The following is a 14,725-nucleotide window of genomic DNA, read 5'->3' as shown; positions in this document are numbered from 1 at the left end:
GACGATGGCAAGTATTGCGGCCCGGGCTCTTGGTTTCCCGTTTTGCGTCTGCCGTTGCAGCTTCATGCCCCTGCTCCCTTCGTGGAGAAACACATGGATACCGCCGCTCAACCCGCCAATTTTTATCCCGACCCCGCCGCACCCCTTAAACATGCGCCATCGTATCCGCCGGCTAGCGGCTTGGAAGTCATACGCCGCAACCGTTCCGTGGCCGCCTTTCAGCCGGAAAAAATCGCCATCGCCATTACCAAAGCCTTTCTCGCGGTCGAGGGCCGGCTCAGCGTCAATTCGGCGCGTACCCGCGATCAGGTTGCACAACTTACCGCCAAAGTGGTGGAGGCCTTGACGCGGCGCTTGCCCGGCGGCGGCACGGTGCACATCGAAGATATTCAGGACCAAGTGGAGCTAGCTCTGATGCGTTCCGGGGCCCACGACGTGGCGCGCGCTTATGTACTCTACCGGGAAAAACACGCCGAGCAGCGCGCGGCCCGGCTCGCAATCGACAATACCACGCCTACTTTACAGGTGGATGATCACGGTCAACGCCGGCCGCTGGATAGCGCCGCATTCGTCGCACTGTGCCGCGAGGCCTGTGCCGATTTGGCCGGCGTCGATGCCGAACGGGTTTGGACCGAAACCCTGCCCAATCTCTACGACGGCATGCCGCTGGCGGCGGTGCGCCAAGCCTTGGTATTAGCCGCCCGCACTTTGATCGAAACCGAACCTGGCTACGGCAAGGTCGCCGCGCGCTTGCTGTTAAGCAATCTGCGCCTGGAAGCAACCGGCTTGACCTTGACCCAAACCGACATGGGCGAACGCTACGCCGGCTGCTTTGCCGACTTCATCGCCGCCGGTATCGCCGCCGAGTTGCTCGATCCACGGCTGGCCGAGTTCAATCTGGAACAACTGGGCTTGGCCTTGCAGGCTGAACGCGATCTGCAATTCGATTACCTGGGTCTGCAAACCCTGTACGACCGCTATTTCCTGCACCTCAACGGTCGCCGCATCGAACTGCCGCAGTGCTTTTTCATGCGGGTAGCGATGGGCTTGGCCCTAAACGAGATCGACCGTGAAGCGCGCGCTATCGAGTTTTACCGCCTGCTATCCAGCTTCGACTTTATGTGTTCGACGCCGACCTTATTTAACAGCGGCACTCGCCATTCCCAACTGTCCTCGTGCTATCTGACCACGGTATCCGACGATCTGGACGGCATTTACCAAAGCATCAAGGAAAACGCGCTGTTGCAAAAATACGCCGGCGGCCTGGGCAACGACTGGACCCCGGTACGGGCGCTAGGCAGCCGTATCAAAGGCACCAATGGCCACAGCCAGGGCGTGATTCCGTTTTTAAAGGTGGTCAACGACACCGCCGTCGCGGTCAACCAGGGCGGCAAGCGCAAGGGAGCGGTCTGTGCCTACCTGGAAAACTGGCATCTGGATTTTGAAGAATTTCTGGAACTGCGCAAAAACACCGGCGACGAGCGCCGCCGCACGCATGACATGAACACCGCCGCCTGGGTATCGGACCTTTTTATGCAGCGGGTGCAAGGCAACGGCGACTGGACCTTGTTTTCGCCGGTCGACGTGCCGGACTTGCACGATCTTTACGGCGCTGCCTTCGCCGAGACTTATCAAGCTTACGAAGCCAAGGCCGTGCGCGGGGAGATCAAGTTATGCAAGCGCATCGGCGCGGTGCAGCTTTGGCGCAAGATGCTGACCATGCTGTTCGAAACCGGCCATCCGTGGATTACCTTCAAGGACGCCTGCAATCTGCGTTCGCCGCAGCAGCATGCAGGGGTGATTCACAGCTCCAATCTGTGCACCGAAATCACGCTGAACACCTCTAACGATGAAACCGCGGTCTGCAATTTGGGCTCGGTGAATCTGGCCGCGCATCTGGCCGAACACAACGGGGTTTGGCAGTTGGACGCCGACAAATTGCAACGCACCATCGCAACCGCGATGCGCATGCTGGACAACGTCATCGACATCAATTTCTACGCCACGGTTAAAGCCCGCAACGCCAACCTGCGCCACCGCCCGGTCGGACTGGGCATGATGGGGTTCGCCGATTGCCTGCACCAATTGGGTATCGCTTATGCCAGCCGGGAAGCCGTGGAGTTTGCCGACTATTCGGCCGAATTGCTGTGTTACCACGCTTACCAAGCCTCGGCCGATCTGGCCGAGCAACGCGGCAGCTACACCAGCTTTGCCGGCAGCTTGTGGCAGCAAGGTTTGTTGCCGCCGGACACGCTGGAACGCTTGAACGAAACGCGCGGCGAGTTGGGCGTGGTCACGGCCGGCCGGCTGGACTGGAACGCACTACGCGAGCGCATTTGTAAGGTCGGCATGCGCAATTCCAACTGCGTGGCGATTGCGCCAACCGCGACCATTGCCAACATCATCGGCGTGTCGGCGTCCATCGAACCGGTGTATCAAAACCTGTACGTCAAATCCAATCTGTCCGGCGAATTCACCGTGGTCAACACTGCGCTGGTGCGCGAGTTGAAGGCGTTGGATTTGTGGGACGAAGTGATGGTCGCAGATTTGAAATACTTCGACGGCTCGTTGGCCGCCATCGAGCGGGTGCCCGCCGCGATTAAAGCCCGCTATGCCACGGCCTTCGAAATCGAGCCGGAATGGTTGGTCGAAGCCGCCGCCCGCCGGCAAAAATGGATAGACCAGTCGCAAGCGCTGAATCTGTATGTCGCCGCACCGACCGGCGGCAAACTGGACCAGTTGTACCGGTTGGCCTGGCAACTGGGCTTGAAAACCACCTATTACCTGCGCACCTTGGGCGCCACCTCGATGGAAAAAGCCGGTGCCGACGAGACGGCGCCCAAGGCTTGTTCAATTACCGATCCGGATTGCGAGGCTTGCCAATGAAATCGACATTAAGCTTTGACGATTGGGATGTGGCGCCAGCAGCGCTTGAAATCCAGGCAACGTCGGCAAAAACGGCTACGGCGGGCGATGGTACGCCGCAGCCCATCGATCCCGAACAAAAACGGGTGGTCAACGGCCAGGCCGACATCAATCAACTGGCGCCGTTCAAATACCCGTGGGCCTGGTCGTTTTTCCTGAACGCCAACCGCAATCACTGGACGCCACTGGAAATCTCGATGGCGCAGGATGTACACGACTACCAGCATAAACTGACGCCGGCCGAACGCCATGTATTCGAAAATGTGCTGGCCTATCTGACCACCTCCGACATCCTGGCGATGCGCAATATCGGCTTGGCGGTGATGGAGAAAATGAGCGCGCCGGAATTGCAAATCTATCAGGCCCGGCAAGTCTATGAAGAAGCCCTGCACACCTGGACCTACCAGCATTGCATTGAAACTCTGGGTATCGATCAGCGTGAGATTTACAACCGTTACCGGGTGGTGCCGGAAATTCACGGCAAGATCGCTTTAGCCAACCGCCGCTTGCATGGCGTGCTGCAATCCGGCCGGCCCTTGACCGACCGCGACGCGCTGCACGAATTTGCGATGGCTTATCTGTTCTTCGCCGCCGTGTTCGAGGGTTGCTGGTTTTACAACGGTTTCAGCCCGGTGTTTGCGTTGCAGCGGCGCGGCTTGATGAAAGGCGCCGCCGAGCAGTTGCAATACATCATGCGCGACGAAGTGCTGCATTGCGCGTTCGGCGTGCGCGTGGTGCGGCAATTGTTGGATGAGGAAAATCTGACGCTAAACCCGCAAGCGCTACGGCAAATGTGGGACGAAGCCGAAGCCGCCGAAGCTGCCTATGCCGGCTATATCCTGCGCGAGCCGATACTGGGCTACAACGCCGGCTTGCATTTAGAGCAATTCCGCTACGTCGCCAACCGCCGGGCCCGGCAAATAGGCCTCTCCGAACCCTTCCCCGGCGCGGCCAACGTGCTGCCGTGGCTGGACGAACAGGCCAATCTACGCAAGGAGAAAAACTTCTTCGAAACGCGGGTTATCGAATATCAGACCGGTGGCGCTTTGGTTTGGGAATAGCAGGCGGATCGTCGCTGCCCCGACTTAAACCGATACACCGCATTCGGTGCCTATATCGTTTCGCGGTAGTCGAGTACCCTATTTTTCGGCATTGCCTGTATAATCGCCCACAGAGTTGGCCGAACAGTCGCCGTTTTATGCAAATAAAAGGGAGGAAAGTCCGGGCTCCATAGGGCAGGGTGCCAGGTAATGCCTGGGAGGCGCGAGCCTACGGAAAGTGCCGCAGAAAATATACCGCCTGGCCGGCAACGGTCGGGTAAGGGTGAAATGGTGCGGTAAGAGCGCACCGCGCAACTGGTAACAGGTGTGGCAGGGTAAACCCCACCCGGAGCAAGATCAAATAGAGGAGCATTGGCGTGGCCCGCGTTGCTCCTGGGTAGATTGCTTGAGCGCTTGGGTGACCAAGCGCCTAGATGAATGGCTGTTCACGACAGAACCCGGCTTACAGGCCAACTCTTTCTCTTCTTTTTCTTTTGCAATCCGCAAAACATTCCATGACCTTAAAGACCGACGAATTTTTCCGCAAGGCAGATCAATTGATTGCCGCCGGCCGCTTCATAGACAGCAAGGGTTGGGTGCCGGCTACCAGCGGCAATTTCTCGGCCAAGCTCAGCGACGGCAATATAGCCATCACCGTATCCGGCCGGCATAAAGGCCGCTTACAAGCCGACGACATCATGTTGATTGACAGCAAAGGCAATTCACTGGACGGTAAGAAGCCGTCGGCGGAAACTTTGCTGCATACCTCGATTTACCAGCGCTTCCCGGATGCTCAGGCGGTGCTGCATCCGCATTCGATCAATGCCACGCTGACGGCGCGGCTGTTCAAGCATGAGATCGTATTAAAGGATTACGAACTGCTCAAAGCCTTTGCCGGCATCAACACCCACGAAACCCGCATTTCCATTCCCATTTTCGGCAACGATCAGGATATTCCCCGACTGGCGGCCAAAGTCGAGAACTATCTGGATCGCCACGACCGCGACGTTTACGGTTATATTATCGCCGGCCATGGTTTTTATACCTGGGGCGCGTCGGTTGACGATGCCTTGCGCCATCTGGAAGCATTGGAATTTTTATTTGATGTTGAAATTCGACTACATGGAGTAACACGACTATGAGCGCACTAACCCTCTACCCTGCCAACCAACCTCAAAACGGCAATACCTTTCGCGATATTGAAAGCATCGCCGGGCAGTTGCATAACATCGGCGTGCAATTTGAACGCTGGCAAGCCGATTGTGAATTCTCGGCAAGCGACGATGCCGACGCGGTTTTAAAGGCTTATCAAAGCTCGATAGACAAACTGAAACAACAATTCGGCTTTCAGTCTGTGGATGTGATCAGTTTGAACGCCGACCATCCCAATAAAGAGGCATTGCGGCAAAAGTTTTTAGCCGAGCATACCCACAGCGATTTCGAAGTACGCTTCTTTGTGGAAGGCCGCGGCCTTTTTTACCTGCACGTCGACGATCAAGTCTATGCTGTGCTGTGCGAACAGGGCGATCTGATCAGCGTACCGGCCAATACCACGCATTGGTTCGATATGGGCGAAAATCCGGCGTTTAAATGCATCCGTTTGTTCACCACCGAAGACGGCTGGGTAGCGGAATTTACCGGCAATCCGATTGCCGATAGCTTTCCGACGCTAGACCAATATTTGGCCGCGTTATGATCAAAGCCATCGTCACCGATATCGAGGGCACCACCTCGTCGCTATCGTTCGTGAAGGATGTGTTGTTTCCGTATGCGCGCGCTCATTTACCGGATTTCGTCAGAAGCCGTCAAACCCAAGCCGAGATCCGGCAATTGTTGGCCGAGGCCAAGCAAATTGCCGGCGGCGAACCGAATGACGAAGCCGTAATAGCGCAATTCATCCAGTGGATCGATACCGATCAAAAAATCACGCCGTTGAAATCCTTGCAGGGCTTGATTTGGCTGGAAGGCTATCGTAACGGCGATTTTACCGGTCACGTTTACCCGGATGCCGAACGCAATCTGCGTGCCTGGCATGGTCAGGGCTACAAACTCTATGTGTACTCGTCGGGCTCGGTGCAGGCGCAAAAGCTGTTGTTCGGTCACAGCGATTTCGGCGATTTGACGCCCTTGTTTTCCGGCTATTTCGATACGCATATCGGCGCAAAACGCGAAAGCGAATCGTACCGGCGCATCGCCGCCGAACTTGGCTTGCCGGCCGAGCAAATTCTGTTTCTATCGGACATAAAGGAAGAATTGGACGCCGCCCGCCTGGCCGGCCTAGCTACCTGCTGGCTAATACGCGAGCAAAAACCGGATGCCGGCGCCGCACATGTTCAGGTCAGCGATTTTGACGGCATCCATCTTTAAGCGCGGTTTGAACCGGAGATGAAGATCGCGATACTGTCCCGCGACGCCACGCTGTATTCCAGTGTGCGTCTGCTGGAGGCCGCCACGGCGCGCGGTCACGAAGCCAGGGTGTTGGACCCGACCCATTGTTATATGAACATCACCTCGATGAAGCCGTCAATCCATTACATGGGCGAAAATCTGGTCGGTTACGATGCGGTAATTCCCAGAATCGGCGCGTCGATTACCTTTTACGGCACGGCGGTATTGCGGCAGTTCGAGGTGATGAATACATTTACCTTAAATAATTCGGCGGCTATCAGCCGCTCCCGCGACAAGTTGGCTTCCAGTCAATTGCTGGCCCGCAAAGGTATCGACCTGCCGATTACCGCGTTTGCGCATAATCCGGACAATATCGAAGATCTAATCGCCGAAGTCGGCGGCGCGCCGCTGGTGATCAAGTTGGTGGAAGGCTCGCAAGGCATAGGCGTGGTACTTGCGGAAACCCATAACGCCGCGCATAGCGTAATTCAGGCGTTTATGGGGCTGAACGCCAATATTATGGTGCAGGAATTCATTCAGGAGGCCGCCGGCAGCGACATTCGTTGTTTTGTCATCGGCGACAAGGTGGTGGCGGCGATGAAACGCCAAGGCCGCGAAGGCGAGTTTCGTTCCAATCTGCATCGCGGCGGCACGGCCACTTTAATTAGACTAACGCCGGCGGAGCGTTCGACCGCGGTGCGAGCCGCCAAAATCATGGGTTTGAATATCTGCGGCGTCGACTTGCTGCGTTCGAAACGCGGCCCGCTGGTGATGGAAGTCAATTCCTCGCCGGGCCTGGAAGGTATAGAAAAGACCAGCGGCAAGGATATTGCCGGCTTGATGATCGAATATATCGAGAAGAACGTAGGGAAAAATAAATCCGGGTAAATCGGAGACCCCGGATTTAGTTATCTGAGTTAACAAGCAGCGGTGTAATTATCCCCGGCCTATCGGCCAAAATGCGCTGCCAATCTTATCTATTTTTCCAGCGTGACAAACGCCAACTTGGATATGCCGGCGTGTTGCACGGTGGCCATCACTTCCGCGACCTTACCGTAATTCACGCCCTGATCGGCATAGATGTGAATGATGAGTTCGGGGTTGCCGGCCAATTCGTTTCGTAGCGTGGTATCCAGCGCCGTTAAGTCGGCAATTGCATTTTTATTCAAGGTGACGCCGCCTTGGGCGTCGATACCCAGTTGCATCGGCTGTTTTTCCATATCCGGCGTCGTCGAGGCCGTTTTCGGCAAGGCTACGTTTACCGACTGCGTCAGCAACGGCGCGGTGACCAACAAGATAATCACCAACACCAACATCACATCGACTAGCGGCGTTACGTTAATTTCGCTAACAGCATCGTCGTCGTCCGAGTTTGTCTTAAATCCCATTTATCTACTCCTTGTTTTTGCTGGTATTACCGACTGAATCGCCGAAGGCAATATGTAGAAAACCGTCGACGAAATTTTCTAGCGAAGCCCGATGATGCTTGGCGCGGCGCTGGAAAAAATTATAGGCCAACACCGCCGGCACCGCTACGGCAATACCGATGGCCGTGGCAATTAATGCATCGCCAATGGGCCCGGCAACCACATCCAAACTCGCGGAACCGCTAGCACTGATGTCGTGCATTGCATGCATGATTCCTAACACGGTACCGAACAAACCGACAAACGGCGCGGTACTGCCGATACTGGCCAGCATTGTCAAACCGCTTTCCATGCGCTTTTGTTCTTCCTGGGTTTGTTTACGCAGGGTTTGCTCCAACAAATCCTGCGGCGAACCACGAAACTTTAAGCCGGTGCAAGTTTCCGGATGCGTCATCTCCGCCAGCCAGGCAAAGCCGCAACCGGCAATACGCGCTTGCGGGCCGCGAGCCGTTTCGGCCGGCAATTGTTCGGCGGCTTTTAAATCGGTAGAGTCCCAAAACGCCGTGTTGTATTGCTTGTTGTAATAATTATTCTTGGCGAACTGCCATATTTTGAAAAAGATCAAAGTCCACGTTATCAACGAAAACGCTAGCAGTGTGTAAAGGGTAGCGTCGATAACCGCGTCCGGGGCTATATGGTAGGGCATTAATCTCTCCGATTTTATTCACGCAAAGTAAAAATAATAGGCACAATCACCGAACTGGCCACCGGCGTTTCGCCGCGCTTGGCCGGAATGAATTTCCATTTTTTGACGGCGTCCACCGCCGACTCGTCAAGCATTTCATGGCCGCTACTAGTCTCGACAGCCACGGCATCGCTTAATCCTTCCGCCGATACCTGCACACGCAACATCACCTTGCCTTGCCAACCTCGGCTTTTGGCGATCATCGGATATTCCGGCTTCGGATTGTGCGCGTAATTGGCCCGAAAATTGGCTTCGGTAAACTGTTCGGCGTTAGTCGCGGTAGTACTGGTCGTCGTAGTCGTCACCGGCGTGCTGCTAGCCGTGTCGGTTACCGGCGTCGGTTGCGGCTCGGAAACGGGTTCGACCGGCGCATATTCAGGCGCTTTCTGCACAATCGGAGGGGCTTTTTTAGGAACCGGTTTCGGCTGAGGCTTTTTCGGCGGCGGTTTTTTCTCGGGCGGAGGCGGTGCTGGCGGCGGCGGAGCCACGGCGGGTTTTGGCGCCGACATCGCTATCATCGACACTTCCATCATCAATGGCTGGGCCGGCGTGACTTTTTCCTCGGGTTTCAATATCTGCTGCAAACCCCAAATATGTAACAGAAACACGAATATCGTTAACAATCTCAGCATGCTGGCGGGCTGCTCTTCCCCAAACAGCATTTGCCATAATGCACTTCGCCCGCTTTTCGTTAACTGCTCCGAACCGCCGAATGACGCCAACTTATTATTTTGCAAAGCATCCTCGTGGTTGTTAAATAAATACATATTAAGTTGTTGAACACAAAATTAAGCGCGATCCGAATTTAGCCGGACATTGTAAATTAATACGCCTTATCGCAACAGCAAACACTTCTGTCTAACCTGTCTTTACTAAGACGTTTTAGCCACGAAAATCCCCACCCCGGCACGACGATTTCGGGCGGAATTACAATCTATGGCATAATTTCCGTTCCCGTCTTGCTTCTTTCCGATTTTTCCATATGTCCGTAAAACAATCTTCTCAGACCCAGGGACAAGTCAATACATTGGCTTTAAGCGCGATAGGCGTGGTGTTCGGCGACATCGGCACCAGCCCATTGTATGCGGTCAAAGAAGTTTTTCACGGCGGCTTACCCACGGACGCCACGCATGTACTCGGTGTATTGTCCTTGATTTTCTGGGCGATAACCTTGGTAGTCACCACCAAATACGCCATTTTCATCATGCGTGCCGACAATAAGGGCGAGGGCGGCATCATGGCGCTGATGGCTCTGGCGCTACAGGGCTCTAAAGACAACCCGCAACATAAAAAGTTTATTGTCACCATCGGTTTGCTGGGCGCGGCATTGTTTTACGGCGACAGCATGATTACCCCCGCGATTTCCGTTCTCAGCGCGGTGGAAGGTTTACATATCGTCGCGCCGCGTCTGGATCACTACGTATTGCTGATTACTATCGTGGTACTTAGCGTCTTGTTTGTCATCCAGACCAGAGGCACCGGCAAGGTCGGCAGAATGTTCGCACCCATCATGTGTTTCTGGTTTGCGACGCTCGGCGTCCTGGGTGCCGCCAATATCGTCCAACACCCGGACGTATTAATGGCCGTGAACCCCTACTATGCGCTCAGTTTATTATTTGAATTGGGTTGGAAGGGCTTTTTGATCATGGGCGCCGTGGTGCTGGCCATAACCGGCGCGGAAGCGCTATATGCCGACATGGGGCATTTCGGCTTGAAGCCGATTCGGCGAGCCTGGTTTAGTTTCGTCTTTCCGGCCTTGCTGCTGAATTATTTCGGGCAAGGCGCGTTACTGTTGAGCAATCCCAAGGCCATCGAAAACCCGTTTTATCTGATGGCCCCGCATTGGGCGACCTATCCGCTGCTGATCCTGGCCACACTGTCCACCGTTATCGCCTCGCAAGCGGTCATTTCCGGAGCTTTTTCCGTAACCCGGCAAGCCATTCAACTTGGCTACTGCCCACGGATGAATGTTCGGCATACCTCCGGCGACGAAATGGGCCAAGTATACGTACCGGCCGTCAACTGGCTGTTGATGGTATCGGTATTCATTCTGGTGTTGAGTTTCAGATCCTCGTCGGCGTTAGCGTCGGCCTACGGTATCGCCGTGACCGGCACCATGATCGTCGATACCGTTCTGGCGTTCATCGTAATTCAGGCACTATGGCAATGGAATAAACCCACCAGCATCACATTCCTGTCGACATTTTTGATTATCGACCTGATGTTCCTGGCATCCAACAGCCTGAAAATTCCTCACGGCGGCTGGCTGCCGCTGGTGGTCGGCGCCGTGTTGTTTTTGATCATGACCACCTGGATCAGGGGCAAGGAGTTATTGGCCAGATATTTAGACGAAAGGCGGGTGCTGTTCGAGGACTTGGAACAGCGCTTGAAAGAGCATCCGCTGGTAACCGTACCCGGCACCGCAATTTACATGGCCCGCAGCGTACACGGCGTACCGCAAGTTTTACTGCATAACCTGGAACATAACCACGTGATGCACGAAAAACTCATCGTATTGACCATCGTGACGCGGGAAGAACCTTATGTCGAGGAAGCCCATCGCGTGAAAATCCGCATGTTCGGCGATAGCGGCAACTTTTACCGGGTAAAACTGTATTTCGGCTTCCAAGAAGAACAGGACGTACGTCGCGCGCTGCAACTCTGCTGCCACGAGGGTTTGAATATCGATCAAAAAACCGTGTCGTTCTTTATCGGCAGCGAAAAACTCTCGTTTCGCCGCAAAAGCCCGATGCCGAAATGGCGCCGTTCTTTGTTCAGCTTTTTAACGCATAACTCCAGCAGTGCTATAGAGTACTTCAAAATCCCCGTCGATCGCGTGATCGAACTGGGGATTCGTATCGAATTGTAAGCATCCGGCCGGTTTTCGCGGCGTTTCTACTCCCCGCGCCTATCGTGACGGCCGCCCCAGCCGCCATGCCTTTGATGATCATCACCGTTGCCGTGCCCACCGAAACCATGTCCTTGGTGCTGCTCCGGCATGGCATGTTCCTGGCGTGGTGATTGCCCGGCATGCTGCTCATGCCTAAACTCCCGCGGAGCCATCTCCCGGTTTTGCCAACCGCCGTGTCCACCATCATGGCGATCAAATTGCTGCGCGGGCACACGCCAGTCGTGATGCTCTTCATGGCGGGGCTCGGGACGATAACTCGGCTGCACATAGTACCGACCATAGGTAATACTGGTGCTCGGGCTGGCATAACTACTTCCATAGCTTTGATAGTAGCTGGGCGACGAATAGCCGCTGCCGTAACCTACATAGTCACGCTGATAATAGCCGGTCGCGCAACCCGACAGGGTTAAAGCGGCGATGGAGATAATGGCGACTTGTATGGTTTTCATGACTGCCTCTTGGCTGGTTGGCCCTCTAATGTGAAGTTGGGCTTAGCATATCCGAGGCAGACTTAATCGATGCTTAAAGTCAGCCGTCAACCAAAAAATGTTCCGGTTCCACAATCACCGGATTACTTAATGTGCCGATGCCTTGGATCTCGATGCGCACGGTCTGCCCCGGTTTTAGATAGCCGCGCGGCTTCATCTTCACCCCCACCCCGGCCGGCGTACCGGTACTGATCACATCGCCCGGCTCCAAGGTCATCACTTGCGTCAGATACGCAATCAATTCGTAACAATTAAAAATCATCTCGCTGGTGTTGCCGTTTTGCCGCAACTCATCGTCCACCCAGGTTTTTAGGCTTAGATTGTGTGGATCGGCGATTTCGTCGGCGGTGACCAGCCACGGGCCCAGCGGACCATGGGTATCAAAAGACTTGCCCAGGGTCCAGGTCTGCGTACGCTGCTGCCAGTCGCGCACGGTGACATCGTTACAAATCGTATAAGCAGCTATGACTTCATGCGCCTGTTCGACCGGCACATGTTTACAGCGCTTGCCAATCACGAAAGCCAATTCGCCTTCGTAGTCGACTTTGTCGGATACGGGCGGCACGTGAATCGCTTCGCCATTGGCGATAACGCAAGTGCTTTGCTTGGTGAAAAAAGTCGGATATTCCGGCTTTTCCATACCCGTTTCACCGATGTGATCGGCGTAATTTAAACCCACGCCCAGCAACTTGCCGGGACGCGGAATCGGCGCCAGCAGTTGTACATCACTCAAGGGCATACGCTTGCCGTCGGCATCGATCAGCTTTTGCAGCGCTTGTCTTGCCGGTGCTCCGGCCGCCAGAAAATCGAGCATATTGCCAGGCAACTCCGCGCCAGCCAGGACGATTTGCTCGCCAAGCAGCGCGCCGATTTGATTTTGACCGTTGTGTTTAAAGCTCAGCAGTTTCATTGCGAATTTTCTCGTAAACCAAACAAAACCGGCATTGTATCCCAGCGTCGGTATCGACCGGCAACACCGGCGAACTAGACGTCTTATTTCTAAGCAGTGTCCAGTTATTGGACGCTCATTCTTAAAAAGCCATGGCCTGAAGCCACAGGCAATTTTCCCTAACCATCTGTTAACAAATGGCTTATTCAGAAATCGCAATACTGGCACACGTGTTGCTGTTTGACCTCCGAGGCTGGCGTCAGTCCAGGCAAATCAGCACTTCAAGGCAACGGAACATCACCGATTAGCTGAATGACGACAGCCTCGCCATTCTTATAACACCACAACGAGGATTCAACATGGCTATAAGTACTGCTACAAAAGCCGCAACCGACGCGTTGGCCGCCAACCCGGCGCCCGTCAGCGTGGGGGCGCAGGAGGTTCACAGATGGATGCAGAGCTTTACTTGGGATTTTGATAAGAATCGAACCAAATATTCGACCAAATACAAAATGACCAACGATACCAAGGAGCAATTCAAGCTGATCGCTAAGGAATATGCGCGCATGGAATCGGTCAAGGACGAGCGTCAATTCGGTAGCTTGCAAGACGTTTTGACTCGGGTGGATGCCGCCAATCGCGTGCATCCGAAATGGAATGAATCGATGAAAGTCATTTCCAACTTCCTGGAAGTGGGCGAATACAACGCAATTGCCGCAACCGGTATGCTGTGGGATTCCGCGACCGCACCCGAACAAAAAAATGGTTACTTGGGCCAAGTGCTTGACGAGATTCGCCACACCAACCAATGCGCCTACATCAACTATTACTTTGCCAAACAAGGTCAAGACGCCGCCGGTCATAACGATGCCCGCCGCACGCGTGCCATTGGACCGCTATGGAAAGGTATGAAACGGGTGTTCTCCGACGGCTTTATTTCAGGCGATGCGGTGGAATGCTCAATCAACCTGCAATTGGTTGGTGAAGCCTGCTTTACCAATCCATTGATCGTAGCCGTGACCGAATGGGCGTCCGCCAACGGCGACGAGATGACTCCGACCGTATTCCTGTCGATTGAGACCGACGAGTTGCGTCACATGGCCAACGGTTATCAAACCGTGGTATCCATCGCCAACGACGAAGCGGCTTCGAAATATCTGAATACCGATTTGAACAACGCTTTCTGGACCCAACAAAAATACTTCACACCCGTGTTGGGCATGATGTTCGAGTACGGCAGCCATTTCAAAGTCGAGCCTTGGGTGAAAACCTGGAACCGCTGGGTTTATGAAGATTGGGGCGGCATCTGGATCGGACGCCTGGGCAAATACGGCGTGGAATCGCCACGCAGCTTGCGCGATGCCAAAAAAGACGCTTACTGGGCGCATCACGATTTATTCCTGATTGCTTATGCCTTGTGGCCTACCGGTTTCTTCCGTTTGAGCCTGCCTACCCAGGAAGAGGCTGAGTGGTACGAAGCCAACTACCCTGGCTGGTACGACATGTACGGCAAAGTCTATGACGAATGGCGTGCGCGCGGTTGCGAAGATCCCAGCAGCGGCTTCCTGCCCATCCAATGGTTCATCGAAAACAACCATCCGATCTATATCGACCGAGTTTCGCAAGTACCGTTCTGTCCAAGTTATTGCAAAGGCGAAAGCACTTTGCGCGTTCTGGAATTCAACGGCAAAAAACATTCCTTCAGCGACCAGTGGGGCGAAAGAATGTGGCTGTCGGAACCCGAGCGTTATGAGTGCCAAAACATCTTCGAACAATACGAAGGCCGCGAACTATCGGAAGTGATTGCCGAAGGCTTTGGCGTGCGCAGCGACGGCAAGACCTTGATCAGCCAGCCGCACACCAACAAAGACAGCAATTTGTGGACATTGGACGACATCAAACGGATTAATTGCGTGTTTTCCGATCCATTGAAAGCCCTCTAATCGTTTCAACTCTTTAAGGAACTTTGCTT

Annotated in this window: 13 protein-coding genes and 1 other RNA gene; 9 read left to right on the top strand and 5 right to left on the bottom strand. The window is 54.6% G+C overall.

The genetic code is table 11. The annotated features are described in order from the left end of the window. Window positions 1-93: 93 nt before the first annotated feature. The 7 genes from ACH50O_RS19750 (at window position 94) to rimK (ending at window position 7,241) form a co-directional block, all read left to right on the top strand. Entirely contained in the window at window positions 94-2,886 is a 2,793-nt protein-coding gene (locus ACH50O_RS19750) for a ribonucleoside-diphosphate reductase subunit alpha (protein ID WP_446809461.1), read from the top strand. Continuing rightward, on the top strand, window positions 2,883-3,986 hold the full coding sequence (locus ACH50O_RS19745) for a ribonucleotide-diphosphate reductase subunit beta (RefSeq protein ID WP_446809460.1): 1,104 nt from the start codon (window positions 2,883-2,885) through the stop codon (window positions 3,984-3,986). The genes ACH50O_RS19750 and ACH50O_RS19745 overlap by 4 nt, the downstream gene beginning before the upstream one ends. 111 nt (window positions 3,987-4,097) lie before the next feature. Beyond that, an RNA gene (gene rnpB, locus ACH50O_RS19740) (RNase P RNA component class A) lies at window positions 4,098-4,447 on the top strand. A 33-nt stretch (window positions 4,448-4,480) separates the two neighbouring features. Continuing rightward, complete coding sequence (locus ACH50O_RS19735) at window positions 4,481-5,107, top strand: methylthioribulose 1-phosphate dehydratase (protein WP_446809459.1); 627 nt, start codon at window positions 4,481-4,483, stop codon at window positions 5,105-5,107. Further along, the gene (locus tag ACH50O_RS19730; protein WP_446809458.1) at window positions 5,104-5,661 is read left to right on the top strand and encodes a 1,2-dihydroxy-3-keto-5-methylthiopentene dioxygenase; all 558 of its coding nucleotides are present in this window, start codon (window positions 5,104-5,106) and stop codon (window positions 5,659-5,661) included. Before ACH50O_RS19735 ends, ACH50O_RS19730 begins: the two co-directional genes overlap by 4 nt. Continuing rightward, window positions 5,658-6,332 (top strand): acireductone synthase, encoded by a 675-nt coding sequence (mtnC, locus tag ACH50O_RS19725; RefSeq protein ID WP_446809457.1) that lies wholly within the window; start codon window positions 5,658-5,660, stop codon window positions 6,330-6,332. The genes ACH50O_RS19730 and mtnC overlap by 4 nt, the downstream gene beginning before the upstream one ends. An 18-nt stretch (window positions 6,333-6,350) precedes the next feature. Then, window positions 6,351-7,241, top strand: a complete 891-nt coding sequence (gene rimK, locus ACH50O_RS19720; RefSeq protein ID WP_446809456.1) for a 30S ribosomal protein S6--L-glutamate ligase — start codon at window positions 6,351-6,353, stop codon at window positions 7,239-7,241. A gap of 89 nt (window positions 7,242-7,330) precedes the next feature. On the opposite strand, the gene ACH50O_RS19715 is transcribed toward rimK, so the two are convergent. The 3 genes from ACH50O_RS19715 to ACH50O_RS19705 are packed head-to-tail and all read right to left on the bottom strand — an operon-like array spanning window position 7,331 to window position 9,202. Further along, on the bottom strand, window positions 7,331-7,741 hold the full coding sequence (locus ACH50O_RS19715; RefSeq protein WP_446809455.1) for an ExbD/TolR family protein: 411 nt from the start codon (window positions 7,739-7,741) through the stop codon (window positions 7,331-7,333). 4 nt (window positions 7,742-7,745) lie between these two features. Further along, entirely contained in the window at window positions 7,746-8,426 is a 681-nt protein-coding gene (locus ACH50O_RS19710; protein WP_446809454.1) for a MotA/TolQ/ExbB proton channel family protein, read from the bottom strand. A 14-nt stretch (window positions 8,427-8,440) separates the two neighbouring features. Next, the gene (locus tag ACH50O_RS19705) at window positions 8,441-9,202 is read right to left on the bottom strand and encodes an energy transducer TonB (RefSeq protein ID WP_446809453.1); all 762 of its coding nucleotides are present in this window, start codon (window positions 9,200-9,202) and stop codon (window positions 8,441-8,443) included. A 245-nt stretch (window positions 9,203-9,447) separates the two neighbouring features. On the opposite strand from ACH50O_RS19705, the gene ACH50O_RS19700 reads away from it, so the two are divergent. Further along, the gene (locus ACH50O_RS19700; RefSeq protein WP_446809452.1) at window positions 9,448-11,334 is read left to right on the top strand and encodes a potassium transporter Kup; all 1,887 of its coding nucleotides are present in this window, start codon (window positions 9,448-9,450) and stop codon (window positions 11,332-11,334) included. A gap of 26 nt (window positions 11,335-11,360) precedes the next feature. Here ACH50O_RS19700 and ACH50O_RS19695 read toward each other — a convergent pair whose 3' ends face one another. After that, complete coding sequence (locus tag ACH50O_RS19695; RefSeq protein ID WP_446809451.1) at window positions 11,361-11,825, bottom strand: hypothetical protein; 465 nt, start codon at window positions 11,823-11,825, stop codon at window positions 11,361-11,363. A 79-nt stretch (window positions 11,826-11,904) separates the two neighbouring features. Next, window positions 11,905-12,774, bottom strand: coding sequence for a fumarylacetoacetate hydrolase family protein (locus tag ACH50O_RS19690; protein ID WP_446809450.1), 870 nt, complete (start codon window positions 12,772-12,774; stop codon window positions 11,905-11,907). A 338-nt stretch (window positions 12,775-13,112) separates the two neighbouring features. On the opposite strand from ACH50O_RS19690, the gene mmoX reads away from it, so the two are divergent. Further along, complete coding sequence (gene mmoX, locus ACH50O_RS19685; RefSeq protein ID WP_446809449.1) at window positions 13,113-14,696, top strand: aromatic/alkene monooxygenase hydroxylase subunit alpha; 1,584 nt, start codon at window positions 13,113-13,115, stop codon at window positions 14,694-14,696. Window positions 14,697-14,725 lie beyond the last annotated feature (29 nt).

The sequence above is a fragment of the Methylomonas sp. 2BW1-5-20 genome, assembly GCF_052474515.1.
Note: the sequence above shows the minus strand (reverse complement) of the source record. Positions and strands in the feature narration are given on the sequence as shown.